Source organism: Pandoraea sp. PE-S2T-3 (assembly GCF_002179965.1).
GTDB lineage: Bacteria > Pseudomonadota > Gammaproteobacteria > Burkholderiales > Burkholderiaceae > Pandoraea.
Window position 1 is genome coordinate 236108 of record NZ_NGUQ01000014.1, and the last position, 26993, is coordinate 263100.

The window sequence follows — 26993 nt, forward strand, 5'->3', positions numbered from 1 at the left end:
CGCCATGTTGCGTGTCGTATTGCGTGCCGGTCAACGCCCCGCACGCCCACGCAAACCCCGGAGACGAGACTGCCTGCCGCACGCACAGCATTCACAAATCACAAACTTTCAGGAGTCATCGATGCGTCTGATTTTGTTGGGGGCACCCGGGGCCGGTAAGGGCACCCAAGCCACTTTCATCAAAGAAAAATTCGGCATCCCGCAAATCTCGACCGGCGACATGCTGCGCGCCGCGATCAAGGAAGGCACCCAGCTCGGTCTGGAAGCCAAGCGCTTCATGGACGCAGGTGATCTGGTGCCGGACGGCGTCATCATCGGCATGGTCCGCGAACGCCTGACCGCCGACGATTGCAAGAACGGCTACCTCTTCGACGGCTTCCCGCGCACCATCGCACAAGCCGAAGCCATGAAGGAAGCCGGCGTCGCCATCGACTTCGTGCTCGAGATCGATGTGCCGTTCGATGAAATCATCACGCGCATGAGCGGCCGTCGCACGCACCCGGCATCGGGCCGTACGTACCACGTCAAGTTCAACCCGCCCAAGGTCGAAGGTCAGGACGATGTGACCGGCGAGCCGCTGGTGCAGCGCGACGACGACAAGGAAGAAACGGTCAAGAAGCGTCTGGCCGTGTACGAATCGCAGACCAAGCCGCTGGTGGCCTATTATTCGGATTGGGCGAAGCATGGCAGCCCGGGCGCCATCGTCGACGCACCGCAGTATCGCAAGATCTCGGGCCAAGGCAGCGTGGACGAGATTCGCGCACGCGTGTTCGATGCACTGAAGTAAGCGCATTACCATCGCACCCGCGACCATGCGCCGACCCTCACCTATCCCGGTTGACGTTCGGCGCAGATGACGCAACAGAAAAAGGCGGCCAGTGCAGACTGGGCCGCCTTTTTTGTCTCAGGAGGATGACGCATGGAAATTCAGGGCAATGTGTTTCTGATCACCGGTGGCGCCTCGGGGCTCGGTGCGGCCGCCGCGCGCTGGCTCGCCGGACTGGGTGCGAAGGTCACGCTCGCCGACGTCAATATTGACGAGGGCGAAGCGCTGGCCGAAAAGCTCGGCGGCAAATTCATCAAGTGCGACGTCACGCGCGAGGACGACGGCAAAGCCGCCGTAGCCGCCGCGCAGACGCTGGGCACCTTACGCGGTCTGGTCAATTGCGCGGGGATCGCCATCGGCAGCAAGACTGTCGGGCGCGACGGCCCGCACCCGCTCGATACGTTCTCACGCGTCATCCAGATCAACCTGATCGGCACGTTCAACATGATCCGCCTGGCCGCCACGGCGATGAGCCAGACGGAACCCAATGGCGAAGGCGAGCGCGGCGTCATCGTCAACACGGCATCGGTGGCCGCTTACGACGGTCAGATGGGACAGGCGGCCTACGCCGCGTCGAAAGGCGGTGTCGCGAGTCTGACGCTGCCGGTGGCACGCGATTTGTCTCGCAGCGGCATTCGCGTCATGACCATCGCACCGGGTATCTTCGAGACGCCGATGATGCTGGCCATGCCCGCAGAAGTGCAGGCCTCGCTCGGCCAGATGGTGCCGTTTCCGCCACGCTTGGGCAAGCCGTCGGAATACGCGATGCTCGTCGAACAGATCGTGCGTAACCCGATGCTCAACGGCGAAGTCATTCGGCTGGATGGCGCGATCCGTATGCAGCCCAAGTAGGCTCGCGAGCGCAGCCCAAGGACACCCAAAGGCACCCAGAGACACTTTGCCGCATCGCAGCAATTTGCCGTGCCGAGTATGACTACAATGAAACTCAGGCCGCACTCTGCGGCCGACTCCGACGCCGGTACGTCGCCGGCCCCGCGTGTTCCCCCCGTCCCCCGAGGCAGGAGGCTGGCATGAAATCACTGGCGCAACAGATGTCGTTCTACCAGCGCTATCACCGCAGTCCCAAGAATCGTCTGACCCATTTCTTCGGCGTTCCCATGATCATCCTCGCGGTGATGCAGGCGTTTTCGTGGATCCCACTCGGCCCCAGTGGCCTGAACGCCACGCATGTGATCGTGCTGATCCTGCTGATGTACTACTTCCTGCTCGATGTGCCACTCGCGCTGGCCATGACCGCATTCTTCGCCGTCATGCTCGCGGTGACCCAGCACCTCGGCCGCCTGCCTTGGCCATGGGCGCTGACCGCGTTCGGTGTGTTGTTCATCGGCGGCTGGATCATCCAGTTGATCGGACACCATTTCGAGGGACGCAAACCCGCCCTGCTCGACAACCTCTTCCAGATTTTCATCGCGCCGATGTTCCTGATGGCCGAAGTGTTTTTCTACTTCGGCTACAAGCCGGGCCTGCGACGCCGAGTGGAGGAGTTGGCGGCGCAATCCGCGTGAAACAAAAACGCCAGTCTCATCGGCTGGCGTTTTTCGTTTTGCGGCATGAGCGCCGGAATCCGCTGTTACCCGTGACTGCCCGGCCGACGGCTCAGGTCGTCGAGCACCTGCCGGATGGCGTCGGCATCTTCGGCCTCGGGTCGCTTGCTCAGATAAAGTTCAAGATCATCTTGCGCCGGGCGTATGAGTTTGAGCCTCGCGTAGGCCAACCCACGGTCACGCTTCTCGATCGGCTGGTCGGGCAACAGGAGAACCATTCGCTCCTGAACGGCCAGCAACCGCTCCCACCGCTCGTTCTGCGTGTAAATCGCCCGCAGATTACGGAGCATGCGCGCAAGGATTTCCCGCGGCGTCGCCGGCTCCAGAAACGGATGCAATAGCGCCCAGAGCGCCAGTTCCTGAATCGGTTCGGCGCTCTCGTCGCGATAGTGCTTCAGATACGGCTCGACCATTTCCAGCAGTCGCTGCGGTGAGAGCGAATTGCCGGAGAGCGGATCGATGACCACGTCGCCGGCGGGCACCGCCAGTCTCAACAGAAAATGCCCGGGGAAAGACAGCCCGCGCAGCGGCAGTCCGATCTGATGCCCGATCTCCATACACAACACCGCGAGCGAAATCGGAATACCGCGCCGGCGGTCCAGCACGATATGCAGATGGCTGTTGTCGGGATCGTAGTAATCGTTCTGATTGGCCGAGAAGCCGAGTTCGCGGAAGAAGAAGTGATCGAGCAGTTGCAGCTTCTGCAATGGCCCGGCGTCCGTCGGCAAGCGTCTGGACAGGCGAGCGGCGAACGCGTCGATCTGCGTGAGCGTGTCCTGCACGTCGAGATCGGGGTAGACGTCCTGCGCGATGGAAATGGCCGCTTCGGTCAGCGGCAAGCCATCGTCAGACGCCACCAGTGCAGCAAAGTACTCGAGAAAGCGATTCGCCATGCGGCACCCGTAGGTCCTGCCGCGTCAATTCGTGCGACGGCGGAAGAACGAGAAATTGAAACCCATGAGGAATAATGCGCCGAAATACACCACGGCGCATAGCACCAGACTCGCGCCCAGCAGAGCAATACGTGCGAGCGGCCGCGCCCCGAGGGCGACCCAGTCGAAGCTCTGCGTGAACCACAGCAACACCCCGGCCAAAATCAGACACGCCGCCAGCAATTGCACAAAGAAGAGCCGCCAGCCGGGTGCCGGACGGTAAATACCCCGCTTGTAGAGCCCCACGAAAAGCAGCGCTGCGTTCATGCAAGCGCCCACGCCAATCGAGAGCGACAGGCCCGCATGCGCAAACCAGCGCACGAACAGCAAGTTCGACAGCTGTGTGGCAATCAATACCACGATGGCAATCTTTACCGGCGTCTTGATGTCCTGTTTGGCATAGAAGCCCGGCGCCAGAATCTTGATCAGAATCAGGCCAACCAGCCCTACGCCGTAGGCGGTCAGGGCATGGGCCGTCATCACGACGTCGTTGGCGTCGAAACGACCATATTGATAGAGCGTGGCGGTCAGCGGCTCCGCGTAGACGAAGAGCCCCACGGCGCTTGGCGTAGCCAGCAAGAACGTCAGACGCAGCCCCCAGTCGAGCAGCGCCGAATATTCGGCGCCGTCGCCATCGGCATTGGCACGCGAGAGGCTCGGCAGCAGAATCGTGCCCAGCGCCACGCCCAGCAAGGCGGTCGGAAACTCCATCAGGCGGTCGGCGTAGGCCAGCCACGACACGCTGCCCTGCGCGAGCCGCGACGCAATATTCGTATTGATGATCAGGCTCACCTGCGCGACCGACACCGCCAGTGTGGCCGGCACCATTTTCGCGAGCACCCGCTTCACGCCGGGGTTGCGCAGGGCGGCCACGATATTGATGGTGATGCGCGGCACCATGCCGATGCGGGCGAGCGCGGGTAACTGGATAAGCAGTTGCAGCACGCCGCCGACGATGACGGCGTAAGCCAGTGCGTAGACGGGGGTTTCAAGGTGAGGCGCGACCCACAGCGACGCGACGATCGAGCTGACGTTGAGCAGCACGGGCGCAAAAGCAGGCACCGAGAACTGACGCCACGTATTGAGCACCCCGGCGGCGAGCGTCGTGATCGAGATCAGGGTGATGTACGGAAACATGACGCGCGTCATGAAGACGGCGGCGTCGAACGTGCCGTTTTCGCGCGAAAGCCCGGTCGCGACTGCATAAACTACGCCGGACGCCCCGAGAACCCCCGCGACGGTGATTGAAAGCAGTACCCAGAACAGCACCGTGGTGACGGAATCGACCAGTGTTTTGGTCTCGTCGGCGCTTCGCTGGGACTTGAATTCGGCCAGAATTGGCACGAATGCCTGCGAAAACGCCCCTTCTGCGGACAGACGGCGAAGCAGATTGGGGATACGGAACGCCACGTTATAGGCGTCGGTCATTGGACCGGCCCCGAACATGCGCGCAATGAGAATTTCACGGACCAGACCGGTGATGCGCGAAAGCATCGTAAAACCGCTGACCGTAGCGAGAGCTTTTAGCAAATTCATGTTGCGGGTATTATACGCACAGCATTGCAGCAAAGACGTTGCAATTTCCGTTGGCCTTCGGCTATAATCGACGGTTTCGAAGTCAATGGATTGCTTCCTGGCCACCGTGTCTCCCAGGGAGCCGAGCCAAACTGCATAGAAAGCCGCATCAGGCGGAGCAATTCAAGGAATTCACCGAACATGGCAAATACTGCACAAGCACGCAAGCGCGCGCGTCAAACCGTTAAGATCAACGCTCACAACTCGGCGCTGCGTTCGCGTCTGCGTACGGCTGTGAAGGCTGTCCGCAAGGCTATCGCCAAGGGCGACCAAGCCGCTGCCAAGGAAGTGCTGCGCACTTCGGCAAAGACGATCGACATCATTGCTGACAAGAAGATCGTTCACAAGAACACCGCTGCTCGTCAAAAGAGCCGCCTGTCGGCCGCCATCAAGGCGATGTCGGCTGCTGCCTAAGACAGCGAGTCGATAGACGACGCTGCAAAGCACTACAAGTTGCTTGCCGGTTCTGACTTCGGTCGGAACACTAAAAAGCCCGCTTCATGCGGGCTTTTTTCTATTCTGCGACGGAAAACTTAGATCGCTGAACAATCAGCGCATCAAAACGCGTAGACGCGCCCCTTCGGCCGTCACTCCCCACACAGCCAGCATGCACGCCGCGACTTTCCAGACTGCTATGTTCATCGATAGACCTCTGCGGTAAAAATGCACGTCACAGCGCCGCAGAAAATCAGCAAGACGGGTAAGACAAAGTGAGCCGGAGAGACAAATCGGAAGCGGCGGGAAGGCTGAGAGGCGGGAGAGGCGGGAAAGGCGGGAAAGGCAGACGACGGTGAGTCAGGGCCAAAGGCCCGGCACTCACGTCAGGCCGAATACATCGGCCCAGGGGGTACTGAAGAGTCTTACTTTACGTCGGGAACGAAGCAGGCTTCGGTCAGTTGCAGATCGTTGTCGCGGGCGAAATTCATGACGAAATCGAACGCCATCGGCTCGATTTCGCGAAGTCGCTCGTCAACGACGACGCATTTGACGTCACCCACCATAATCGGGCGCACATAGGGGGAGTACTGCATGTATGCGTTCGGGCCGGTACCCCGGCCACAGAACGACACGGCGCCGCACAGACGTTCCGCCCAGTCACTCGGCCGGAACTTCTTGCCATCCCGGGTCAGACCCTGGATGAAATACTCGCGCGCGGAAACCTGGTCGGTCATATCGCTCAATCACCTCAAAAAAACACCTGACCAGCCATACGCGGGTAGCGTTGCTGACAGAGACAGTATTATATCTTATATAAGACTCAAACCCGTCTCCCCACCGTTGCCGCAGATGTTTTTTTCGGTCTTGCCAGCCCTTCCGGGCTGTGCCGCAGCGGTGTCGATCATACGCTTTTCGTGTGACGACAAAACGATTTGGTAGACTAGGGGTCTGCTCCTCCAAGTGGGGGAGCGGGCCTTAAGGCTTGTTCGTCGCGCCGACAGCGGGCGAGTTCCCGCCGGGTCTCCCGATCTCGTGTTTGCCTTCGTGATCCCCCGATTCTCGGCCTCCTGCAGAACATCCACATGACCACCGCTAAACCCATCAAGCATTACCTTCAATTTTCGGATCTGGCACTCGACGAGTACGACTACGTGCTCGAACGCACCCGCATCCTCAAGAAAAAATTCAAGAACTACGAGACCTACCATCCGCTGCACGACCGCACGCTGGCGATGATTTTCGAGAAAAGCTCGACCCGCACGCGACTGTCGTTTGAAGCCGGTATTCACCAATTGGGTGGGCACGCCGTGTTCTTGAATACGCGTGATACGCAACTTGGCCGCGGCGAGCCGATCGAAGACGCCGCCCAAGTCATCTCGCGCATGACCGACATCATCATGATCCGCACGTTCGGTCAGGAGATCATCGAGCGCTTCGCACAGCATTCGCGCGTACCGGTGATTAACGGCCTGACCAACGAGTACCACCCGTGTCAGGTGCTGGCGGACATCTTCACGTACTACGAGCATCGCGGCCCGATCAAGGGCAAGACCGTGACGTGGATCGGCGACGCCAACAACATGTCGTACACGTGGATTCAGGCGGCCGAAATCTTCGGCTTCCAGGTCAACATCTCGACCCCGCCGGGCTACCGACTCGACCAAGCCATGGTGGCCGAATCGAGCCGTCCGTTCGTACGCGAATTCGACGACCCGCGCGAAGCCTGCGAAGGGGCCGACCTCGTGTCGACCGACGTGTGGACCAGCATGGGTTATGAGGCCGAGAACGAAGCCCGTAAGGCAGCGTTTGCTCAATGGTGCGTGAACGCGGACCTGATGAAGCAAGCCAAGGCCGACGCCCTGTTTATGCACTGCCTGCCCGCCCACCGCGGCGAAGAAGTGTCGGCGGACGTGATCGACGGCCCGCAAAGCGTCGTCTGGGATGAAGCCGAGAACCGTCTGCACGTGCAGAAGGCGCTCATGGAGTACCTGATGCTCGGTCGCGTCTGATCCAGAGCGCACCGCCGGTCAGCGCGACGCGCCAAACGCGCCTCGCCTTCCGCTATCATCGCTAACGTGCCGCAGCGCTTGCCGCTCGGCGCGTTTTTCGATGTTTTTGGGCATTAATTGACGATATGGCAGCGATTTTCTGCCTTTCTTCATAGCCACACGATCTGAAGCGCACTACCCGTCAGAACATTTCGCAATTTGCACCACCTCGGTGCGAATTTGTTGTGCACTGCACAAATGTCAGCCGGGTCGACGCTCGAAACGTGCTAGCATGAATTCACCCCTGCCCGCCTGATGTGTTGGTTAGCGCCGACGCCGGGCAGCAGGACTTCCGACTTCCGAATCAAACCGCATCCGGTCATGACGCAAAACGCAACGCAGTTCGACAACGTTTCCGTAATCAAGCGCGCTAATACTTATTTCGACGGCAAGTGCGTCTCGCACACCGTGCTGTTCCCGGACGGCACGCGCAAGACGCTTGGCGTGATTTTCCCCGCCACGCTGGCGTTCGGCACCGATGCCCCGGAAATCATGGAAGTGACAGGCGGCCGTTGCCGCATTCGTCTGGCCGGTCAGACCGAGTGGCAGGAATATGCCGCCGGTGAGCAGTTCTCCGTGCCGGGCAACAGCGAGTTCGATATCGAGGTCGTCGAGACGCTCGATTACGTTTGCCACTACGGCTAATCGCCGGCCAGCATCGCAACCGCACGGATTGATTCGCGCGGTTGCCCTCTCGGCCGGTTCAGCGCGGCCCGGCGCCGCTACAAACTATGTCGCGTCTGCCCCCCGAATTTGCCGACGATTCTGGCGACAATCCTGCCGACGATGCTGCCGGCAACCCTCCCTCTACCCCCCTCTCTAGCCACGCCAGCCTGTCCGACACCGCCGCAGCGCATGCGAATGGTGCAGCCTCGGATCTCGAACCCAGCGACGTCCCGCTGCTGCCGCCTGACGGTCTGACGGCACCCGCGAAATCCAGCAAGACAGCCAAGACCGCTGAACCCGCCAAAGCCCGCACCCGCTCACGCAAGCGCGACGCGGCAGAATCCCCAGAAGCCCCCGACACCCTCGACGCCAAAGGCACCGAAGCCGCCGACGCCGCCACAGCCAAAGGCACCAAGGCGAGCGCAGCGCGTCCGTCACGCAGCCGTCGTGGCAGTGCCAAGCGCAAAGGCATCGATCTCGGCTTGCAAGGCGGGGGGGCGCACGGCGCTTACACGTGGGGCGTGCTCGACAAGTTGCTCGAAGACGGACGTCTCGAGTTCGAGGGCATCAGCGGCGCATCCGCCGGCACCATGAACGCGCTCGTACTGGCGCATGGCCTGCTCGACCGGCCGGGCGTCGACCCGCGCGAAAAAGCCCGTGAATCGCTGCACAGCTTCTGGCTAGGGGTATCGCAGGCCGGCTCATCGGCCACGGCGTGGGCGCAAACCGTCTTCAGCTGGCTCAACGGCCGCCCGACCGAATACCCCGTGTGGCACGACTGGATGCAGAGCATGCAGCAGTGGATGATGCCGTTTGCGCAGCCCACGGCCGAAATCAACCCGCTGCGCACGGTGCTCGAAGCGCAGGTCGACTTCGAGCGTCTGCGCGAGAGCACGGCCACGCGCCTGTTCGTTTCGGCGACGAATATCCGCACGGGCAACATCCGCATCTTCCGCACGCATGAAATCACGCTAGATGTCGCGATGGCATCGGCCTGCCTGCCGTGGCTCTTCAAACCGGTGAAGATCGATGACGACTTTTACTGGGACGGGGGCTATCTCGGCAATCCGCCGCTCTACCCGTTCTATTACGAAACGCTCACGAGCGACATTCTGATCGTGCACATCAACCCGATCGAGCGCAAAGAGAAGCCTGTGCTACCGGGACAGATCATGAACCGCGTGAACGAGATCACCTTCAATGCGTCATTGCAGCGCGAATTCCGTGCGATTTCGTTCGTGCACAAGTTGCTCGACGAAGGTTGGCTCAAGCCGGAATTCCGCAAGCGTCTGAAGTACCCGTTGATTCACTCGATTCGTGCCGACAAGGAGCTGTACGACTTGTCGTCGTCGACCAAATTCGTGACCGACTGGCACTTTCTGACGACACTGCGCGATCGCGGACGCGAGGCGGCCGCCCGTTGGCTCGACGAGCATTTCAACGACGTGGGGGTGCGCTCTACGGTGGACTTGCGACGTGACTATCTCCAGCGGCTGCCGGACGCCACGTCGATCAAAGCATGAGCGGTTCGGGTTCGAGCGTGATGCCGAAGCGCGCTTGCACGCTGGCCTGCACGGCCTTCGCGAGCGCGACGATATCGGCCCCGTTCGCGCCGCCGCGATTGACCAGCACGAGCGCCTGCCGCTCGTGTACTGCCGCCGCCGGCGCGGTATCGAGCGACTTGCCGCGCCAGCCGCACTGATCGATCAACCACCCGGCGGCGACCTTCCACGTGCCGTCGGGCTGTGCATAGCCGACGATCTGCGCGAAGCGCTCGCGCAGCGAGGCAAACGTTTGCGCATCGACCACCGGATTCTTGAAGAAACTGCCGGCGTTGCCGAGTTCCAGCGGATCGGGCAGCTTGCGGCGGCGAATATCGGCCACCGCTTCGAATATCTGCACCGCGCTGGGGGCTTCGACACCGGCATCGGCGAACGTGCGCGACACGTCCGCATAACCGGTCACTGCCTGCCAAGGACGCGGCAGGCGCAGCGTCACCGACACGATGATGTAGCGTCCGGGTTCGCGTTTGAACAGCGAGTCGCGATAGCCGAAAGCACACGCCTCGCGATCCAGCGTGACGAATTCACCGGCCGACGTATCGAGCGCGCGCAACGAGGCGAAACGCTCGGCGAGTTCGAGCCCGTAAGCACCAATGTTCTGGATAGGCGCGGCGCCGAGCGTGCCGGGAATCAGCGCGAGGTTTTCGAGCCCCGGGCACCCTTGCGCCAGCGTCCAGCCGACAAAGTCGTGCCAGACCTCGCCCGCGCCGCCGCGCACATAGCTCGCACCGGCATCGTCGGACAGACGCTCGCGGGCGCGAATCGCTATCTTCAGCACCACGCCGTCGAAGTCGCGGGTCAGCACGACATTGCTGCCGCCGCCGAGCACCAGACACGGCAAGCCCGCCAGTTCAGGCATGGCGAGGGCGGCCACCAGCGCCGCTTCGCTGTCGATCGTGACGAAGTAGCGGGCTGCGGCAGGCAGACCGAAGGTATTGAATTCGCGCAGGCTGACGTCGCGTTGCAACTGGAGCATGAAGAGTGGTGATGTGATTCAGCGGCCGGGCGGCCCCGCAAATGATTGCGGGATGGATGCAGAACGGACGCCTGAATTACAATGTCGGGCGAAAGAATTTTGCGCATTATACCGGCCATGCCGCGCAGTACCGTTGATTACCCGGATTGTCCGGATTGCCGGGACTGGCCGCCCCACGGCGCAGGCGCCTCAACGGCGCCGCACGCGGGGCCATCCGTCCCTTTCACGAACCCTTTGTATTTCAGGAGAGCCAGATGCCATCGTTTGACGTGGTTAGCGAAGCCAACATGGTAGAGGTCAAGAACGCCATCGAGCAGGCCAACAAGGAAATCTCGACGCGTTTCGACTTCAAGGGGTCGGACTCGCGTGTCGAGCACAAGGAGCAGGAGATCACCCTGTTCGCCGACGACAACTTCAAGCTCGAACAGGTCACGCAGGTGCTCATCGCCAAGATGGCCAAGCGTAACGTCGACGTGCGCTTTCTCGACTACGGCAAGGTCGAGAAGGTCAGCGGCGACAGAGTCAAGCAGGTCGTCAAGGTGAAGAAGGGCGTGGAAGGCGATCTGGCCAAGAAGATCGTGCGCCTGATCAAGGACAGCAAGATGAAGGTGCAGGCGAGCATTCAGGGCGACAGCGTGCGCATCGCCGGTGCCAAGCGCGACGATCTGCAAAGCGCCATGGCGCTGCTGCGCAAGGACGTGACCGACACCCCGCTCGACTTCAACAACTTCCGCGACTGAGCGTTGTTGTTTCAGCCAATAAAAACCCGCAGTGCTCGCTGCGGGTTTTTTATTGGGCGGGGGCGCTGTGAGTCCCGTGCCGTCCCTTACTTCTTCTTGCTGCCGATACGGCTTTCCTTGCCCGCGATCAGCTTGGCGATATTCGCGCGATGGCGATAGATCAGCAGAATCGCCATGACGATGACGGCGGGCGCATACGGCCCCAAGCCGAACATGAACACGTAGTACAGCGGTGCGAACACGGCCGCGACCAGCGCCGCCAGCGACGAATACCGGAAGAACACGGCAATGATGAGCCACGTGGCGGCCACGGCCAGCCCGAGAATCGGGTCGATCGCGAACAGCACGCCAGCAGCAGTTGCCACGCCCTTGCCGCCCTTGAAGCGAAGGAATACCGGGTAGAGGTGGCCAATGAACACGGCCAGCGCGACCGCCGCCAGACCGAAGTCGCCGACACCCCAGGCGTCGGCAAAACGCTCGGCGAGGTACACGGCGAGCCAGCCCTTGAGCGCGTCGCCGAGCAGCGTGAGCACGGCGGCCTTCTTGTTGCCCGAGCGCAGCACGTTGGTCGCGCCCGGGTTGCCTGAGCCGTAGCTACGCGGGTCGGCGAGACCCATCGTGCGGCTGACGATCACCGCAAACGGCACCGAGCCGATCAGGTACGCGAGGACGATAAAAACCAGAGTGGCCATGAACTTCTAGCGTGAGGAAGATTTGTAATGGGCGCCATTCTACTTGAGACGCCCTGCCGCCCCATTCTGGCAAACACGGGGTTGCGCGAAGTCCCGGCGCGTCGGTGGCCGACGGTGGCTCGCGCTCAGTCGTCCGCCAGCGCGCACGACACCGGTTTGGCCGCCAGCGTATTGAGCAGCACCTGCGGAGCAATGCCGATGAGATAACCGCGCCGCCCGCCGTTGATGTAGATCTGCGGCAAGTCGAGCACCGATGCCTCCACGTACACCACCATCGCGCGCTTCGTGCCGAACGGCGACGTGCCGCCCACCATATAGCCCGAATGCCGCTGCGCCACGTCAGGCTTGCAGGGGTCGACCCGCTTGGCGCCGATCTGGCGCGCGAGATTCTTCGTCGAGACAGTGCGGTCGCCGTGCATCAGCACGATCAACGGGCGCGCCTTCTCGTCTTCCATGACGAGGGTCTTGATGACCGCGTGCTCGTCCACGCCCAACTGACGCGCAGACTCACCGGTGCCGCCGTGCTCGACGTACTCGTAGACGTGTTCGGTAAAGGCCACTTTCTTTTGCTTCAGAAACTGCGTGGCCGGCGTTTCCGAGACGTGTTTGGTCTTGCTCATGGGCGCCTATTGTAATGAAACGCCCCTGCTGTGTCGCCGTCATGCGCGGGCATTACAATGCGGCCATGGCCGCTACCCCCGACACTTCGCAACAGGATGCGCTGGCCGCCCAATGGCTGGCGAACCTGCCGCCGCGCATCGACGCCCTGCCCGCCCGCATTGCGGCGCAAACGCCTGCACGCATTGCCCTCATCGACGACTTCCGCCGGCTGACCTATGGTGAACTGACCCACGCCGTCGCCACGTGTGCCGCGCATCTGCGCGACCACGGTGTGCGCGGTGGCGATCGCGTGATGATCGTCGGCGAGAACGGCATTGCCTACGTCGTGCTGCTGCTCGCCGTGGCGGCGCTCGATGCCTGGCCGCTGCTCTGCAACGCGCGGTTGTCGGCTACCGAACTGGCCGTCATTCGCGATCACGCGCGCCCGCGCTGCGCAATCTTCACCATCGACGCCTCCCCCGACGCGGCCGCGCACGCGCGCAGCCAGGGCGCGGCCATCGTCTGGACCGATCTGGCACTGGGTGCGCTGGCGGCCACCGACGCCGACCCGCAAAGCGCGGCCGAACCGGTGCAGACCGACCCGGCAGCGCAGTGCGGCGCGCTCATCTACACCACGGGCACGACGGGTACGCCGAAAGGCGTTCGTCTCTCGCATCGCAATCTGTTGTTTATCGCGGCGATTTCAAGCACGTTGCGGCGCGTTGGCGCCGACGACGTGGCCTACGCCGTGCTGCCCATCTCGCATGTCTACGGTCTGACGTCCGTGTGTCTGGGCACGTTGTATGCCGGCGGCACCCTGCGGCTGGCGGCGCGCTTTACCCCTGAAGCGGTGCTCGACTCGCTGGCCCACGACGGCCTGACGATATTGCAGGGTGTGCCCGCCATGCACGCACGCCTGATGGCTCATGTGGCTAGTCAGGGCACCCCGTTCGTGGCCCCGCGCCTGCGCTTCGTGTACTCGGGCGGCTCGCCTCTCGATGCCGCACTCAAGGCGCGTGTCGAAGCGTTCTATGGCCTGCCGATTCATAACGGTTACGGGTTGACGGAGAGCAGCCCGACGGTGTCGCAGACACTGCTCGACGCCCCACGCGACGACTGTGCCGTCGGGCCCGCGATTCCCGGGGTCTCCGTGCGCATCGTCAGCCGGGAAGGACACGATTTACCCGACGGCGAAGTCGGCGAACTCTGGGTACGCGGCCCGAACGTCATGCTTGGCTACTACCGCGCACCGGAACTCACGGCCGCCGCCATTACCCCGGACGGCTGGCTTCGCACGGGCGATCTGGCACGACGCGAAGCCGACGGCGCGCTCTTTCTGGCGGGACGTGCGAAGGAGCTGATCATCCACTCCGGTTTCAACGTGTACCCGATCGAAGTGGAACAAGCGCTCGCCAGTCACGCCGATGTCCTGCAAGCGGCCGTGCTGGGACGTGAGGAAGATGGCAACGAGCAGGTGATCGCGTTCGTGGAAGCGCGCCCGGGACACGTCATCGATGTGGCGGCGCTCGCCGCATGGGCTGCCGAGCGGCTGGCACCGTACAAACGCCCGGCAGAGATTCGCGTGCTCGATGCCCTGCCCGCCGCGTCGACCGGCAAGGTGCTCAAACACAAGCTCAAGGCGCTGCTGTAGGCGGCGCTGGCCAAATGAATTCGCTCAGCCGCGCGGATGATGTTGCGCGTGCAGCGACTTCAATCGTTCGCGCGCCACATGCGTGTAGATCTGCGTGGTGGAGATATCCGCGTGCCCGAGCAGCAATTGCACCACGCGCAGATCAGCGCCGTGGTTGATCAGATGCGTGGCGAACGCGTGCCGCAGCGTGTGCGGCGAGAGCGGTGCGTGAATATCCGCAAGCTGGGCGTAGCGCTTGATCAGATACCAGAAGGCCTGCCGCGTCATGCCATCGCCGCGCTGGGTGACGAACAACGTGTCGCAGGCACGGCCCGCGAGCAGCACGCCGCGGCTCTCCGCCAGATAACGTGTCAGCCACCCGCTGGCCTCGTCGCCGAACGGCACCAGCCGCTCCTTCGCCCCTTTGCCGAAAATGCGCAGCACACCCTCGTTAAGACCCACTTCAATGGTCTTGAGCGCGACCAGCTCCGACACCCGCAAGCCACTCGCGTACATCAGTTCCAACATCGCACGGTCGCGCAAGCCGAGCGGCTGCGTCAGATCCGGGGCACCCAGCAGCGCTTCGACCTGTGCTTCGGATAATGTCGACGGCAAGCGCTGTGCGCGTTTCGCCGAGGCAATGCGCAGGCACGGGTCCACATGCACGATGTGCTCGCGCAGCGCCCAGTGATAGAACCGTTTGAACACCGACAACCGGCGATTCACGCTACTGGCCAGACTCTCGCGACGCCAGGCGAGATACGCCGACAGCGCCGCCTCGTCGACGCCATCGAGCGCCATGTCGTGCTTGGCTGCGAGCCATTCGGCGAACAGCCGCATATCGCGCCGGTAAGCGTCGAGCGTATTGCGCGAGAGCCCGTCTTCGAGCCAGATCGTGTCGCAGAACTGGTCGATGAGCGTGGCGCTGCGCACATAGGCGGCCCCCTGCGCGTCGAATTCGAGCGCTTCGTCCGCGTGCATGCCGGCGTCGGCCGTCTCGTCCAGATCGCCGATGACCGCCTGCTCGAACGGCTCGTCGTCATCGAAATCCACCGCCGGGTCGACCACAGCCGCTGGTGCCTTTTTAGCGCGCGTCGTCAAAGCGTCGCTCCTTCCTGAGCCAGTGCCCATTGCACATGTTCGCGCACCAGCGCGGAGGGGTGCTCCATGCGCGCCGTGAGCGCGTCGCGCAGCGGCTTGCACGCGCTCTCGTTCGCATTCTCACCCTGCGCCCCCGGTGCACTGACCTCACGCAGCGCATTCCCCAGACCGACCGCCAGATTGCGCAGCCATCGCTCGTGGCCGATGCGGCGGATCGGGCTGCCTTGCAGCCGCGCGAGGAACTCGTCTTCGGTCCACGCGAACAATTCCACCAACGACGCACGATCGAGACCGTTGCGCGGATCGAAATCGGGCAACGGCGAAGGCTGCGCAAACTTGTTCCACGGACAGAAAAGCTGACAATCGTCGCAGCCGTAGATGCGATTGCCCATCTTGGCGCGCAACGGTTCGGGAATCGCCCCCTTATGTTCGATCGTCAGATACGACACGCACAGCCGCGCATCCACACGATAGGCCTCGGTGATCGCCCCGGTCGGACACACATCGCGGCATCGCTGGCACTGGCCGCAGTGCTCGCCGCGCGAGGCGCCCACCTCTGCCTCGACAGGCAACGGCACATCCACGAAAATTTCGCCGAGAAAGAACAACGATCCCGCGTCGCGCGAGAGCAGCAGGGTGTGCTTGCCGCGCCAGCCGAGACCGGCCTTCTGCGCAAGCTCCACTTCCAGCACCGGTGCCGAATCGGTGAACACGCGATACCCGAACGGCCCGATCGCCTGCGAAACCCGGTCGGCAAGTTGCTGCAAGCGGTTGCGCATCACCTTGTGATAGTCACGGCCGCGTGCATAGATCGACACCACCGCCTCGCCCGGCATGTGCTGACGCGCCGCTTCGTGCGCGCGCCATGTGGCCATGTCGGTGTCTTGGGGAAGATAATTCATGCGCGCGCTGATCACGCGCACCGTGCCGGGCACCAGTTCGGCGGGGCGGGCCCGCTTCATGCCGTGCGCGGCCATGTAGTCCATATCGCCGTGACAGCCGTCATCGAGCCACTGTTGCAAACCCGGTTCGGCGTGCGAGAGATCGGTGTCCGTGATGCCGACTTCGCCGAAGCCGAGTTCATGCGCCCACGTGCGAATTTGACCCGCGAGCGTCGACAGTTGCGCTGCACTGAGCGAAACAATCGCCGTATTGTCGCGCGAGGGCGACACTTCGGGCCCATCCGGCAGTGCCGATGGCTCGACTTGTGCGGCGGGAGCGGGGAAAATCACGGAAGCTTTCATCGACTCTATTTTACGCAATGCCCGATCACACAGCGTCCGCGCCACTGGGCGAGCGCATTTTTGCGCTTCCCGACGAAGCTGCCACCGAAGCCTTCGCAGTGGCACTCGCGCACGCCATCGTCTCGCGCATGGCCCACACCGACGCCGCCCATGCGGGCCTGCACGTGCAGCTCTCGGGCGATCTCGGTGCCGGCAAGACCACGCTGGTGCGTGCGGTACTGCGCGCGCTGGGCCACCACGGCCGCGTCAAAAGCCCGACGTATGCGCTGTGTGAACCGTACAACATCGACACGCCGCAGGGTGTATTGCCGGTCTATCATTTCGACCTGTACCGCTTTGCCGATCCGGCCGAATGGCACGACACGGGCTTTCGCGAGCATTTTGCCGGCGACGCCCTGTGTCTGGTCGAATGGCCCGAGAAGGCCGGCGGTCTGCTGGGCACCCCCGATTTACGCCTTTGGCTGGAACCAGTTGGCGATGGCCGACGTCTCACGACGAGCGCCTACACGCCGGCCGGTCTGGCTTGCCTGAACTCATGCTGATCAAACGCTTCGCCCGTACCGACGACGCCTCCTCGCCCAATGCCGGCCGCCGCCGCGCATTGCGCGCCGGCGCATCGACGCTGATCCTCGCCCTCACCGGCCCCCGTTTCGCCTTTGCCAACGCCATCGTCGCGGTGCGCGTGTGGCCTGCGAAAGACTACACACGTGTGACGCTCGAGACCGACAACCCGGTCAAGTTCCAGCAGCAGTTGATGGAGAGTCCGAACCGCTTCGTCATCGATCTCGATGAAGTGGATCTGAGCCCGACGCTGCGCGATCTCGTCGCCAAGATTCAGCCGAACGACCCGCAGATCGCACAAGTGCGCGTGGGGCAGTTCAAGCCCGGCGTGGTGCGCATGGTCTTCGACCTGAAGGCCGGCGTGAAGCCGCAGTCGTTCACGCTGCCGCCGGTCGCGGGCTACAAGTACCGCACGGTGTTCGATCTGTATCCGGCGGTGGAACCCGATCCGCTCATGGAGTTGCTCGCGAAGTCCGGCCGCAAGGCCGAAGCGCTCGCGCAGCAGGGTCCGGCGCCGTCCTCGGGCGGCACGCCGAGCAGCGAAGAGAGCGAAGCGTTCTTCCAGCAATATGCCCAGCGTGACGCAGGCAATGCGGCCCCGTCACGCCCGCCCACGCCGTCCTCATCAACACGCCCGCCCCGCCCGGCCCCGGAGAAGACCCCGCCGCTCGCGCAGCGTAACGACGACGATGACGACGGTCTGTCCATCGCACCGCCGCCCTCGCGCGGCCCGAAAACGGCCCGGCTGCTCACCATCGCCCTCGATCCCGGCCACGGCGGGGAAGACCCGGGCGCCATCGGCAGCAAGGGCTCGTACGAGAAGCATGTGGTGTTGCAGATCGCCAAGCGCCTGCGCGACAAGATCGATGCGCAGCCCAACATGCGCGCGATGATGACCCGCGATGCCGACTTCTTCGTGCCGCTCGGCGTGCGCGTGCAGAAGGCCCGCCGCGTGGATGCCGACCTGTTCATGTCGATTCACGCCGACGCGTTCACCTCACCCGCGGCCAACGGCTCGTCGGTGTTTGCGCTGTCCGAGCGTGGTGCCACGAGTGCCACGGCGCGCTTGCTCGAAAAGACGCAGAACGCGTCCGACCTGATCGGCGGCGTGAACATCAAGACCAACGACCGCACGGTGGCGCACGCGTTGCTCGACATGTCGACCACGGCGCAGATTCGCGACAGCAAGGTGTTTGGCGATGCCCTGCTCAAGCAGATTGGCGGCCTGAACCGCTTGCACAGCGGCCGCGTCGAACAAGCGTCGTTTGCCGTGCTCAAAGCCCCGGACATCCCCTCGGTGCTGGTCGAGACCGCCTTCATCAGCAATCCCGATGAAGAACAGCGGCTCAACGACCCGGCGTATCAGGAGAAGCTGGCCAACGCGCTGCTCACCGGCATCAAGGCGTATTTCGCGAAGAACCCGCCGCTGGCGAAGAACCGCACGGCCTGATATCGACGGTCTCCTGCCTCCGAAGACCGGCATGGCAAACAAAAATGGCGCGCCCAATCGGACGCGCCATTTTCTTGTCTGAAGCTTCTCTGAACCTTGGCGGGCGAGGACTATCGCCCCGCCACCGCACTATCAGGCGATCACTCGCCTTGGCTTTGCGGCACGCGGCGACGGCCGCGCGTGAACATCTTCCACAGTGCGCCGAGTGCGATCGGCACCACGGCCGCGCTGATGCCCACCAGCACGATCACGTTCAGGTATTGCTTGACGATCGGCAGGTTGCCGAACACGTAGCCACCGCCCACGAGCAGCACCACCCAGATCGCCGCGCCCAGCACGTTATAGAGCTGGAAGCGTGCCCACGGCATGGCCGACACGCCTGCCACGAACGGGGCGAACGTGCGCACTACCGGCACGAAACGCGCCATCACGATGGTCTTGCCGCCGTGGTGTTCGTAGAAATCGTGCGTCTTGCGCAGCGCGTCGCGATCGAGAAAACGCCAGTTCTTCTCGTACACGCGCGGCCCGATCTTCGAGCCGATCCAGTAATTGAGCGTATTGCCGGTAATCGCTGCAATAAAGAGCAGCACGCCGAGCAACCACGGGTCCATGGCACCCGTCGCGGCAAACGCGCCGCCGATGAACAACAGGGAATCGCCCGGCAGGAACGGGAACAGCACCAGCCCGGTCTCGACAAACACGATCAGGAACAGGAACAGATAGACCCAGTTTCCGTACTGATCGATAAACACACCCAAATGCTTATCGATGTGGAGCACCATCTCCAACAACTGCACCAAAGTATCCAAGACGATTCCTCAAGATAAAGGACGCCGGCCCGTCCCCACGGGCATACGACGAATCGCATCATACCAGCGCATTCATCGGGCGTCGTTAAGTGCCGGGGGCGGGAAAAATCGCCCGTTCACCGGCTGTCGGTTCCCTTCAGCCACACCGGGCCCTGCCCCGACCTTCCTATGACTGCACTATATAGGGCTTTTATTAGCGTCAAGTTAGGTATTGCAGGCTGAAACACAGACCGATCTATGTCTTTGAGGGCAACCTTTATAATGGTTCCCATGTCTGCCACCCCGACCTCAAATTCCGCTGCCGAGCGCCTCGCCGGTGCCCCCGACGACACCGCCAACGGTGCCGCCGACGCTGATCATGCGGAGCGCCCGGCGCGCCTGCCCGGCCCCATTCCGGCTGCCTTGGCGCCCACGCGGGCCATCCGCGTCCTCCCGGACCAGTTGATCAGCCAGATTGCCGCCGGCGAAGTGGTCGAACGGCCGGCCTCGGTGGTCAAGGAACTGCTCGAAAACGCCCTCGACGCCGGTGCCCGCGCGCTCCAGATCAAGCTCGAAGAAGGCGGTGTGCGCCGCATCGCGATTACCGACGATGGCGGCGGCATGTCTTCCGAGCAACTGCCGCTGGCACTGACGCGTCACGCCACCAGCAAGATTCGCACGCTCGACGAGCTGGAATCGGTGCTCACCCTCGGGTTTCGCGGTGAAGCGCTGGCGTCGATCGCCTCGGTGGCCCAGCTCACGCTGTCGAGCCGTCAGATCGACGCTCCCCATGCCACGGCTATCGACGGCAACACCGGCGCGCTGACGCCTGCCGCCGGGCCGGTCGGCACCACGGTCGATGTGCGCGACCTGTACTTCAACACCCCCGCGCGCCGTAAATTCCTCAAGACCGAGCAGACCGAATTCGGCCACTGCATGGATGTCATCCGTCGCAGCGCGCTCGCGCGCCCCGATGTCGGCTTCTCGATCCTGCATAACAACCGTGCGGTCGAGCACTGGAATGTGTCTGACGCCACCACGCGGGTCTCGCGTGTGCTCGGCAACGACTTCGCCGACGCACACCTCGCATTGGATGAAGGCGCGGCCGAGCTGCGCCTGTCCGGTTTCGTTGGGCTGCCCACGGCCAGCCGTGGCCGCGCCGATCAGCAGTATTTCTTCGTGAACGGCCGCTTTGTGCGCGACAAGCTGCTCACACACGCCGTGCGCGCCGCCTATGAAGACGTGCTGCATGGTGACCGTTATCCGGCCTACGTGCTGTATTTCGAACTGCCGCCGCAACTGGTCGACGTGAACGTGCATCCGTCGAAGATCGAAGTGCGTTTTCGCGATGCGCGCAGCGTGCACCAGTTCGTCTTCCACGCCGTGCAGCGTGCGCTCGCACGCGCCGCCGGCAGTGGCGGCGCAACCCACGCCGCGCATGTGACCGAAGGCGGCGGCCTCGCGGCAGGGAATGGCAACAACGGCGCAGGCTTCGGCTTCATGGGCGCACGCCCTGCCGCTGGTTTCGGCACCCCGGGGGGCAGCAACTGGAACCCGCGCGCGCAGCAAGGCACGCTGCCGGTCGCGCAGCCGCTCTCGGTCTACGACAACCTGTTCGGACGCGCCGCACCGCCTGCACCCCGCCCGTATGGCCAACCGGGCGTCACCGATGCTCCGGCTTCGGCTTACGGTTCGCTTGGCAGCCCCGGGGCAGCATCGGATGCGACTGGCGCGTCGATGACCGACGGCATGACGGCAGGCGCCACGCCTGACGCCATGCAGCTCGAACAGCCGCTCGGCTTCGCCCTCGGCCAACTGCACGGCATCTACATCCTCGCGCAGAACGCCTACGGGCTGGTGCTGGTCGACATGCATGCCGCGCACGAGCGCATTCTTTATGAACAGTTCAAGCACGCGCTGATCGAGCGCGTGGTACCGGTGCAGCCGTTGCTCATCCCGGTGACGTTCTTCGCCGATCCGGTCGAAATCGGCACGACCGAAGAGCATCAGGAAACCTTGAAAGCCCTCGGTTTCGATCTCGCCGCGATGTCGCCGACGACGCTCGCGGTACGCGCCATTCCCGCGTTGCTCGACGGGGCCGACGCACAAGCGCTGGCCCGCGCCGTCCTCGCCGATCTGCGTCAGTACGGCGGCTCGCGTGTGCTCACCGAACGTCAGCACGAGTTGCTCGGCACGCTGGCCTGCCACAGTGCCGTGCGTGCCAACCGGCGTCTGACGCATGAGGAAATGAACGCGCTGCTGCGCCAGATGGAAGCGACCGAGCGCGCCGACCAGTGCAATCACGGCCGTCCCACGTGGTATCAACTCACGCTGGGCGATCTCGACAAACTGTTCATGCGCGGCCGTTGAGTTGCAGCACAAAGCACGACAAAGTATCCGGAAGTCCATGAATCACCCGCCCCCGATCATCTGCCTGCTGGGCCCGACGGCCTCCGGCAAGACCGCTGCCGCGCTCGCGCTCGCACAAGACACACCGATCGAAATCATCAGCGTCGACTCTGCTCTCGTCTATCGCGAGATGGACATCGGTACGGCCAAACCCAGCGCCGCCGAACTCGCCGCCGTGCCGCATCATCTGATCGACATCATCGATCCGCGCGACGCCTACTCGGCAGCCCAGTTTCGCAACGACACACTGCGTCTGGTCGACGAGATCACCGCGCGCGGTCGCCGGCCGTTGCTCGTAGGCGGCACCATGCTCTACTACAAGGCGCTCACGCAAGGCTTGTCGCCGTTGCCGTCCGCCGATGCCGACGTGCGTGCCCGCCTCGATGAGGAAGCCGCACGCGATGGCTGGCCGGCGATGCATGCGCGGCTGGCCGCCGTCGATCCGGTCACTGCCGCGCGACTCGCGCCGAACGATTCGCAGCGTGTTCAGCGCGCACTCGAAATATTCGAATTGTCGGGCAAGCCGATGTCGCAATGGCTCGCCGAACAGGCGCAGGCCCCTGCCGAAGCATCGCCACACACGTTCATTCCCGTTGCGCTGGAACCGAGCGATCGCGCGGTGTTGCACGCGCGCATTGCCGAGCGTTTTCGCGTGATGCTCGCTGCCGGTTTCATCGAAGAAGTCGAGCGTCTGCGCGCGCGCGGCGATCTCGATCCCGGCCTGCCGTCGATGCGTTGCGTGGGCTACCGCCAGGTGTGGGAATACCTCGACGGCGAAACCGATTACGACACCATGCGCGACAAGGGTATCTTCGCCACGCGCCAGTTGTGCAAGCGTCAGCTCACGTGGCTGCGCTCGATGCCCGAGCGTCATATCGTCGACTGCACCGCCAGCGATGCACCGCAACGCGCGCTCGCCACCGTGCGCCAACTCTGGCAAGACTGACGCAAGTCCGAGTCAAAACTCACCTGCCCGCGTTCCGCCATGCCGCTGTGCGGAACGCATTCTGAATACCTCTCCCGCCTCCGTTGAAACCCTGACAGCTTTCCGGTTTGCATGTCGATTTTGATATGCTAATTTGCATATCAACGTTTCGATCAATTCAAAATTGCATCGAATCCACGATACCGGGAAGGGTGCCAATGACGCAGACTTCGATGGAACAGAGTGGGGTGCCGGGCGCGCTGCAAGGGGGTGCGCCAAGCGACACGCTACGGTTACCGGCAGGCAAGCCGCGCGGCATTTCGGCCGGCAAATGGGCCGTGCGCGCCGGTGTCACGCTGATCTACCTGTTCATGCTCAGCCCGCTGATTTTCGTGATCTGGCTGAGCTTCTTCAAAGACGCGATCATCACCTTCCCGCCCAGCGGCTACACGCTGTCGTGGTACGCCAACGCGTGGCGCAATGCCGCGTTCGCCAACGGCTTCCTCCTGTCTCTGCAACTTGCTGCGTGCGCAGCCATCGGCGGCGTCATTCTCGGCGTGGCTGCCTCGCTCGCACTTGCCCGATATCGTTTCCCCGGGCGCCGCACGCTCGGCAACGTCTTGCTGCTGCCGCTGGTCGTGCCCGGCATCGTTGCCGGCATCGCGACCTATCTGTTCTATCTGCGCGCCGAAAACATCTTCGATGTGGATATCGTCGGCACCTTCACCGGACTGGTCGTCGCGCACATCTGCCTCACTATTCCGTGGACGATGCGTCTCGTCGGCGCGAGCCTCGCGCAGATCGACGGCACCATCGAAGAGGCTGCGCGCAACCTCGGCGCAGGCCCGTGGCGCACGCTCTGGCGCGTCACGCTGCCGATGCTGCGCCCGGCCATCGTCGCCGCCGTGTTGTTCAGCTTCATCGTGTCGTTCGAGAACCTCGAACTCACGCTGCCGCTCGTCGGCCCGGGCAAGACTACGCTGCCCATCGCGATCATGCAGTACCTCGAATTCAACCTCGACCCGACGATTGCGGCGGTCTCTGCCGCGCAGATCGTGTTGCTCGGCATCGTCATGCTGATCACCGATCGCTTCGTCAAACTCAGCCAGGTGATCTGACATGGCCAACGTCTGTCTGCGCGGTCTGCGCAAGCAATACGGCAATTCGGCGGCAGTGGCCGACTTCTCGCTCGACATTGCCGAAGGCGAACTCGTCGCCTTCCTCGGCCCGAGCGGCTGCGGCAAGACCACCACGCTGCGCATGGTCGCGGGGTTTGTGGAGCCGACCGACGGCGAAATCTGGATCGGCGGCAAAGAGGTGTCGCGCCTGCCGCCGCACCGGCGCAACACGGGCATGGTGTTTCAACGCTATGCGCTCTTCCCGCACATGACCGTCGCGGAAAACGTCGCATTCGGGCTGGAGATGCGCCGCGTCTCGAGCGCCGATCGCGCGACCCGCGTGCGTGAAGCGCTCGACATGGTGCGGCTGACCCAACTGGCCGATCGCTACCCGCGCCAACTCTCGGGCGGACAGCAGCAACGCGTGGCGATTGCCCGCGCGCTTGCCATCCGGCCCGACGTTTTTCTGCTCGATGAACCGCTCTCGAATCTCGACGCCAAGCTGCGCACCGAAGTGCGCGAAGAGATTCGCGCGCTGCAACAGCGTCTCGGCCTGACTACGATTTTCGTCACCCACGATCAGGAAGAAGCGCTCGCCATTGCCGACCGTCTCGCCGTCATGCACGACGGCCGCGTGCAGCAGATCGGCACCGCCGACGCCCTATACGAGCGTCCCGCCAATCCGTTCGTGGCGAACTTCCTCGGCAAGATGAATTTCCTCGCAGGCCGCATGAACGATGGCCACTTCGTCACGGCCAAAGGCGAGCGATTTGCCCTCGCCAACGCCGCGCCCGACGCCACCACGCTCGGTATCCGGCCCGAGCGCCTGCGCCTGACCGATGCGCCGGCCGGCAACGAGAGCGCTGTGCCCGTCACCGTCGATCAGACGATTTATCTCGGCTCCACGCTCGAACTGCGCCTGAAGAGCCCGCAGGGCGAGATGCTGGTCGCGCATGTGCCGAACACGGCCAGCGACAGCGCCGGGCGGTATGCGCCCGGCCAGATGCTCAAGGCGTGTTTCGCCCCCGGCGACTGCCTGCTGTTCAACGCCTGACTCTCTGTTTTCTTACCCGCGGTCCCGCACCGGTGCCGCCCTTTGTTTCGGCCTCACGTTAGGAAGGATGACGACATGACGCACGCCCTGAACCGCCGCACGTTTCTCAAGACCGCCTCCGGCCTGGTGCTCGCCCCGGCGCTCGGCCTCGAAGCCCTCTCGGCACGCGCGGCCGATGCCTGCCCGAACGTAGTGGTAGGCACTTGGGGTGGCGACTATCTGAATCTGCTCGAGCAGAACATCGGCAAGCCGATCATCGAAGCGGCCGGTGGCAAGGTCACGTACGACTCGGCCGATCAGGTCGCGCGCATGACCAAGCTGCGCGCCGAAAAAGCGTCGCGCCGCGGCTCGCTCGACGTCGCCTGTCTGGCCGATCTCGATATGTACGACATCAACCGCTCGGGCATTCTCGAACCCATCGACGCGAAGCTCGTGCCGAACCTCGCCAACACGCTCGAATCGCTGCGCCGTCCGTACTCGATTCCGCACATCTTCAGTGCGATGGTGATCGTGTACAACCCCGAAAAGCTCGGCACCAAGCCCGACTCGTTCATGGCCGCGCTCGATCCGAAGCTCAAGGGCAAAGTCGGCTTCTCCGACATCCTCTACAACTTCAACGTGGTGAGCAGCTCGCTCGCGGCAGGCCACAAGGACGGCGATACCGCCGGTGGCATGCAGTTCCTGCGCGAGTTGCGCAAGTCGCAGCAACCGAAGGTGTACCCGTCGAACGAAGCTGTGGCGTCCGCGCTCAAGAGCGGCGACATCTGGTTCACCTGCATGTGGAAAGCGCGCGCGCTGCAATGGAAGAAGGCCGGCGTGCCGATCGAATACGTGGTGCCGAAGGAAGGTGCCGTGCCGGTGACGTTCGAAGCGGCCGTGCCGAAAAACTCGCAGTCGAAGATGTGCGGTTTCAACTATCTGAACGCAATGCTCGACCCACGCGCGCAGATCGGTTTTGCGGAAACGATGGGCTACGCGCCGACCGTGAAAAATGCCAACCTGCCGCCGGCGCTGCAACAGAGCGTGGGCTTCACGAACGCCGAACTCGATCGCATGGTCAAGCTCGACTACGCCAAATTCACCGCCGACAAGCCGGCGCTGCTCGACTTCTGGAACAAGGAATTCAAGGTGGGCCTGTGAACGCCGCAGCCGCGCCAGAATCGCCTGAGCCAACCATGCCATCGCCGACCCGCCTCTCTCCGACATCCCGAGCCGCCACCGCCCGCGCGGTGCGCGGCGCCTTCACGGGCGGTGCGCTGGCGTTTCCCGCCACGCTCGTCGTGCTGGTCGTGATCGTGTTGCCGGGGCTGCAACTGCTGCGCTACAGCCTGAACCGGTTCGATCCGGTCGACATGATGCAAGCCGCCATCACCGGCGAGAACTACATCAAGTTCTTCACCGACCCGTATTACCTGTCGGTGTTGTGGACCACCATCAAGGTCGCCACGCTGTGCACCGCGCTCGCGCTCGTGCTCGGCTTTCCGGTCGCTTATGTGCTGGCGCGCACGCAAAGCCGCTTCAAGAGCCTGCTGGTGATCTTGCTGGTGTTCCCGCTGCTGGTGGGCAATGTGGTGCGCGCGGCGGGCTGGATGGTGATGCTCGGCAATGCGGGCTTCGTCAACTCGCTGCTCGTCTCGCTGGGTATCGTGCCGCAGCCGATCCGTCTGCTTTACACGCCATTCGCCGTGGTCGTGGGCACTACGGCGGTGGTGCTGCCGTACATGATTCTCACCTTGCAGAGCGTGCTCGAAGGCATGGACTTCTCTGTCGAGGAAGCCGCCCGCAACCTCGGCGCCACCTTCCGGCAAACGCTGACCCGCGTGATTCTGCCGATGGCAGCGCCCGGCATCGCGGCGGGCACGATGCTCGTGTTCATCCTGTGCATGAACGCTTATGCGACGCCCGTGCTGCTCGGCGGCACCGGCATCACGATGATGACGCCCTCCATCTACGACCAGATCGCGAAGGCGAACAACTGGCCGTTCGGTGCCGTGCTCTCGCTGGTCTCGATGGTGGTGACGTTTGCGCTCGCCATCGCCTCGCACTGGGTCATTCAGCGCCGCTATGCGAAGACGATGATGACCTGACTAATC

Annotated in this window: 26 protein-coding genes; 17 read left to right on the forward strand and 9 right to left on the reverse strand. The window is 63.3% G+C overall.

All coding sequences use genetic code 11. The features are described from left to right. Nucleotides 1-121 precede the first annotated feature (121 nt). The 3 genes from adk to CDV46_RS10770 all read left to right on the forward strand — a co-directional run bounded on the left by adk (nucleotide 122) and on the right by CDV46_RS10770 (nucleotide 2352). Nucleotides 122-787: an adenylate kinase gene (gene adk, locus CDV46_RS10760; protein ID WP_058375824.1), complete on the forward strand. Its 666-nt coding sequence runs from the start codon at nucleotides 122-124 to the stop codon at nucleotides 785-787. A gap of 132 nt (nucleotides 788-919) precedes the next feature. Further along, nucleotides 920-1678 carry a 3-hydroxyacyl-CoA dehydrogenase gene (locus CDV46_RS10765; protein ID WP_087722520.1) on the forward strand — a complete coding sequence of 253 codons (759 nt, stop codon included), beginning with the start codon at nucleotides 920-922 and terminating at the stop codon, nucleotides 1676-1678. Nucleotides 1679-1857: 179 nt separating this feature from the next. Further along, the gene (locus CDV46_RS10770; RefSeq protein WP_087691361.1) at nucleotides 1858-2352 is read left to right on the forward strand and encodes an Mpo1 family 2-hydroxy fatty acid dioxygenase; all 495 of its coding nucleotides are present in this window, start codon (nucleotides 1858-1860) and stop codon (nucleotides 2350-2352) included. Between the two features lie 65 nt (nucleotides 2353-2417). Here CDV46_RS10770 and CDV46_RS10775 read toward each other — a convergent pair whose 3' ends face one another. Both CDV46_RS10775 and murJ read right to left on the reverse strand, forming a co-directional pair. Then, nucleotides 2418-3284 carry a SirB1 family protein gene (locus tag CDV46_RS10775; protein WP_058375826.1) on the reverse strand — a complete coding sequence of 289 codons (867 nt, stop codon included), beginning with the start codon at nucleotides 3282-3284 and terminating at the stop codon, nucleotides 2418-2420. A 24-nt stretch (nucleotides 3285-3308) separates the two neighbouring features. Next, complete coding sequence (gene murJ, locus CDV46_RS10780) at nucleotides 3309-4904, reverse strand: murein biosynthesis integral membrane protein MurJ (RefSeq protein ID WP_441339327.1); 1596 nt, start codon at nucleotides 4902-4904, stop codon at nucleotides 3309-3311. Between the two features lie 135 nt (nucleotides 4905-5039). Between murJ and rpsT the strand changes: the two genes are divergently transcribed. Beyond that, the gene (gene rpsT / locus CDV46_RS10785) at nucleotides 5040-5312 is read left to right on the forward strand and encodes a 30S ribosomal protein S20 (protein WP_058375828.1); all 273 of its coding nucleotides are present in this window, start codon (nucleotides 5040-5042) and stop codon (nucleotides 5310-5312) included. A gap of 446 nt (nucleotides 5313-5758) precedes the next feature. On the opposite strand, the gene CDV46_RS10790 is transcribed toward rpsT, so the two are convergent. Beyond that, nucleotides 5759-6070 (reverse strand): DUF3579 domain-containing protein, encoded by a 312-nt coding sequence (locus tag CDV46_RS10790; RefSeq protein ID WP_058375830.1) that lies wholly within the window; start codon nucleotides 6068-6070, stop codon nucleotides 5759-5761. A 348-nt stretch (nucleotides 6071-6418) separates the two neighbouring features. Between CDV46_RS10790 and argF the strand changes: the two genes are divergently transcribed. The 3 genes from argF (at nucleotide 6419) to CDV46_RS10805 (ending at nucleotide 9573) form a co-directional block, all read left to right on the forward strand. After that, nucleotides 6419-7345, forward strand: coding sequence for an ornithine carbamoyltransferase (gene argF, locus CDV46_RS10795; RefSeq protein WP_058375831.1), 927 nt, complete (start codon nucleotides 6419-6421; stop codon nucleotides 7343-7345). Between the two features lie 360 nt (nucleotides 7346-7705). After that, complete coding sequence (gene ppnP / locus CDV46_RS10800) at nucleotides 7706-8029, forward strand: pyrimidine/purine nucleoside phosphorylase (RefSeq protein ID WP_087722521.1); 324 nt, start codon at nucleotides 7706-7708, stop codon at nucleotides 8027-8029. A gap of 86 nt (nucleotides 8030-8115) precedes the next feature. Further along, the gene (locus CDV46_RS10805) at nucleotides 8116-9573 is read left to right on the forward strand and encodes a patatin-like phospholipase family protein (protein WP_140413340.1); all 1458 of its coding nucleotides are present in this window, start codon (nucleotides 8116-8118) and stop codon (nucleotides 9571-9573) included. On the opposite strand, the gene murB is transcribed toward CDV46_RS10805, so the two are convergent. Further along, nucleotides 9563-10588: a UDP-N-acetylmuramate dehydrogenase gene (gene murB, locus CDV46_RS10810; protein ID WP_087722522.1), complete on the reverse strand. Its 1026-nt coding sequence runs from the start codon at nucleotides 10586-10588 to the stop codon at nucleotides 9563-9565. The genes CDV46_RS10805 and murB overlap by 11 nt on opposite strands. Nucleotides 10589-10842: 254 nt before the next feature. Between murB and CDV46_RS10815 the strand changes: the two genes are divergently transcribed. Further along, nucleotides 10843-11328 (forward strand): YajQ family cyclic di-GMP-binding protein, encoded by a 486-nt coding sequence (locus tag CDV46_RS10815; protein ID WP_058375834.1) that lies wholly within the window; start codon nucleotides 10843-10845, stop codon nucleotides 11326-11328. Between the two features lie 86 nt (nucleotides 11329-11414). On the opposite strand, the gene plsY is transcribed toward CDV46_RS10815, so the two are convergent. Together plsY and ybaK are read right to left on the reverse strand one after the other, a co-directional pair. After that, complete coding sequence (plsY, locus tag CDV46_RS10820) at nucleotides 11415-12020, reverse strand: glycerol-3-phosphate 1-O-acyltransferase PlsY (RefSeq protein WP_058375835.1); 606 nt, start codon at nucleotides 12018-12020, stop codon at nucleotides 11415-11417. 125 nt (nucleotides 12021-12145) lie between these two features. Then, nucleotides 12146-12640: a Cys-tRNA(Pro) deacylase gene (gene ybaK / locus CDV46_RS10825; RefSeq protein ID WP_058375836.1), complete on the reverse strand. Its 495-nt coding sequence runs from the start codon at nucleotides 12638-12640 to the stop codon at nucleotides 12146-12148. Nucleotides 12641-12705: 65 nt separating this feature from the next. Here ybaK and CDV46_RS10830 point away from each other — a divergent pair, with 65 nt between their 5' ends. After that, on the forward strand, nucleotides 12706-14271 hold the full coding sequence (locus CDV46_RS10830; RefSeq protein WP_087722750.1) for a class I adenylate-forming enzyme family protein: 1566 nt from the start codon (nucleotides 12706-12708) through the stop codon (nucleotides 14269-14271). 24 nt (nucleotides 14272-14295) lie between these two features. On the opposite strand, the gene xerD is transcribed toward CDV46_RS10830, so the two are convergent. Beyond that, complete coding sequence (gene xerD, locus CDV46_RS10835) at nucleotides 14296-15231, reverse strand: site-specific tyrosine recombinase XerD (RefSeq protein ID WP_087722752.1); 936 nt, start codon at nucleotides 15229-15231, stop codon at nucleotides 14296-14298. A 116-nt stretch (nucleotides 15232-15347) separates the two neighbouring features. Further along, nucleotides 15348-16595 carry a tRNA epoxyqueuosine(34) reductase QueG gene (queG, locus tag CDV46_RS10840; protein WP_087722523.1) on the reverse strand — a complete coding sequence of 416 codons (1248 nt, stop codon included), beginning with the start codon at nucleotides 16593-16595 and terminating at the stop codon, nucleotides 15348-15350. Nucleotides 16596-16612: 17 nt separating this feature from the next. Between queG and tsaE the strand changes: the two genes are divergently transcribed. Beyond that, a complete protein-coding gene (tsaE, locus tag CDV46_RS10845; RefSeq protein ID WP_087722524.1) occupies nucleotides 16613-17137 on the forward strand; it encodes a tRNA (adenosine(37)-N6)-threonylcarbamoyltransferase complex ATPase subunit type 1 TsaE in 525 nt (174 codons plus the stop codon). Next, a complete protein-coding gene (locus CDV46_RS10850; RefSeq protein ID WP_087691354.1) occupies nucleotides 17119-18606 on the forward strand; it encodes an N-acetylmuramoyl-L-alanine amidase in 1488 nt (495 codons plus the stop codon). Before tsaE ends, CDV46_RS10850 begins: the two co-directional genes overlap by 19 nt. 140 nt (nucleotides 18607-18746) lie before the next feature. Here the strand turns inward: CDV46_RS10850 and CDV46_RS10855 are convergent, their stop codons facing one another. After that, the gene (locus tag CDV46_RS10855; RefSeq protein ID WP_058375839.1) at nucleotides 18747-19415 is read right to left on the reverse strand and encodes a VTT domain-containing protein; all 669 of its coding nucleotides are present in this window, start codon (nucleotides 19413-19415) and stop codon (nucleotides 18747-18749) included. A gap of 270 nt (nucleotides 19416-19685) precedes the next feature. On the opposite strand from CDV46_RS10855, the gene mutL reads away from it, so the two are divergent. From mutL to CDV46_RS10885, 6 genes are all read left to right on the forward strand, one after another. Next, the gene (gene mutL, locus CDV46_RS10860) at nucleotides 19686-21764 is read left to right on the forward strand and encodes a DNA mismatch repair endonuclease MutL (RefSeq protein WP_441339324.1); all 2079 of its coding nucleotides are present in this window, start codon (nucleotides 19686-19688) and stop codon (nucleotides 21762-21764) included. Nucleotides 21765-21801: 37 nt separating this feature from the next. Then, nucleotides 21802-22749, forward strand: a complete 948-nt coding sequence (gene miaA / locus CDV46_RS10865; protein ID WP_087722525.1) for a tRNA (adenosine(37)-N6)-dimethylallyltransferase MiaA — start codon at nucleotides 21802-21804, stop codon at nucleotides 22747-22749. A 197-nt stretch (nucleotides 22750-22946) separates the two neighbouring features. Continuing rightward, nucleotides 22947-23846, forward strand: a complete 900-nt coding sequence (locus CDV46_RS10870) for an ABC transporter permease (protein WP_087691352.1) — start codon at nucleotides 22947-22949, stop codon at nucleotides 23844-23846. 1 nt (nucleotide 23847) lies between these two features. Continuing rightward, nucleotides 23848-24900, forward strand: a complete 1053-nt coding sequence (locus tag CDV46_RS10875) for an ABC transporter ATP-binding protein (RefSeq protein WP_087722526.1) — start codon at nucleotides 23848-23850, stop codon at nucleotides 24898-24900. Nucleotides 24901-24975: 75 nt separating this feature from the next. Continuing rightward, on the forward strand, nucleotides 24976-26040 hold the full coding sequence (locus CDV46_RS10880; RefSeq protein ID WP_087691350.1) for an extracellular solute-binding protein: 1065 nt from the start codon (nucleotides 24976-24978) through the stop codon (nucleotides 26038-26040). 35 nt (nucleotides 26041-26075) lie between these two features. Then, on the forward strand, nucleotides 26076-26987 hold the full coding sequence (locus CDV46_RS10885; RefSeq protein WP_249277707.1) for an ABC transporter permease: 912 nt from the start codon (nucleotides 26076-26078) through the stop codon (nucleotides 26985-26987). Nucleotides 26988-26993 lie beyond the last annotated feature (6 nt).

Bases quoted from the DNA above. Each gene is read 5' to 3' on its own strand.
- adk (WP_058375824.1), top strand. From the start codon at position 122: ATGCGTCTGATTTTGTTGGGGGCACCCGGGGCCGGTAAGGGCACCCAA.
- CDV46_RS10765 (WP_087722520.1), top strand. From the start codon at position 920: ATGGAAATTCAGGGCAATGTGTTTCTGATCACCGGTGGCGCCTCGGGG.
- CDV46_RS10770 (WP_087691361.1), top strand. From the start codon at position 1,858: ATGAAATCACTGGCGCAACAGATGTCGTTCTACCAGCGCTATCACCGC.
- CDV46_RS10775 (WP_058375826.1), bottom strand. From the start codon at position 3,284: ATGGCGAATCGCTTTCTCGAGTACTTTGCTGCACTGGTGGCGTCTGAC.
- rpsT (WP_058375828.1), top strand. From the start codon at position 5,040: ATGGCAAATACTGCACAAGCACGCAAGCGCGCGCGTCAAACCGTTAAG.
- CDV46_RS10790 (WP_058375830.1), bottom strand. From the start codon at position 6,070: ATGACCGACCAGGTTTCCGCGCGCGAGTATTTCATCCAGGGTCTGACC.
- argF (WP_058375831.1), top strand. From the start codon at position 6,419: ATGACCACCGCTAAACCCATCAAGCATTACCTTCAATTTTCGGATCTG.
- ppnP (WP_087722521.1), top strand. From the start codon at position 7,706: ATGACGCAAAACGCAACGCAGTTCGACAACGTTTCCGTAATCAAGCGC.
- CDV46_RS10805 (WP_140413340.1), top strand. From the start codon at position 8,116: ATGTCGCGTCTGCCCCCCGAATTTGCCGACGATTCTGGCGACAATCCT.
- murB (WP_087722522.1), bottom strand. From the start codon at position 10,588: ATGCTCCAGTTGCAACGCGACGTCAGCCTGCGCGAATTCAATACCTTC.
- CDV46_RS10815 (WP_058375834.1), top strand. From the start codon at position 10,843: ATGCCATCGTTTGACGTGGTTAGCGAAGCCAACATGGTAGAGGTCAAG.
- plsY (WP_058375835.1), bottom strand. From the start codon at position 12,020: ATGGCCACTCTGGTTTTTATCGTCCTCGCGTACCTGATCGGCTCGGTG.
- ybaK (WP_058375836.1), bottom strand. From the start codon at position 12,640: ATGAGCAAGACCAAACACGTCTCGGAAACGCCGGCCACGCAGTTTCTG.
- CDV46_RS10830 (WP_087722750.1), top strand. From the start codon at position 12,706: ATGGCCGCTACCCCCGACACTTCGCAACAGGATGCGCTGGCCGCCCAA.
- xerD (WP_087722752.1), bottom strand. From the start codon at position 15,231: ATGCACGCGGACGAAGCGCTCGAATTCGACGCGCAGGGGGCCGCCTAT.
- queG (WP_087722523.1), bottom strand. From the start codon at position 16,595: ATGAAAGCTTCCGTGATTTTCCCCGCTCCCGCCGCACAAGTCGAGCCA.
- tsaE (WP_087722524.1), top strand. From the start codon at position 16,613: ATGCCCGATCACACAGCGTCCGCGCCACTGGGCGAGCGCATTTTTGCG.
- mutL (WP_441339324.1), top strand. From the start codon at position 19,686: ATGTCTGCCACCCCGACCTCAAATTCCGCTGCCGAGCGCCTCGCCGGT.
- miaA (WP_087722525.1), top strand. From the start codon at position 21,802: ATGAATCACCCGCCCCCGATCATCTGCCTGCTGGGCCCGACGGCCTCC.
- CDV46_RS10870 (WP_087691352.1), top strand. From the start codon at position 22,947: ATGACGCAGACTTCGATGGAACAGAGTGGGGTGCCGGGCGCGCTGCAA.
- CDV46_RS10875 (WP_087722526.1), top strand. From the start codon at position 23,848: ATGGCCAACGTCTGTCTGCGCGGTCTGCGCAAGCAATACGGCAATTCG.
- CDV46_RS10880 (WP_087691350.1), top strand. From the start codon at position 24,976: ATGACGCACGCCCTGAACCGCCGCACGTTTCTCAAGACCGCCTCCGGC.
- CDV46_RS10885 (WP_249277707.1), top strand. From the start codon at position 26,076: ATGCCATCGCCGACCCGCCTCTCTCCGACATCCCGAGCCGCCACCGCC.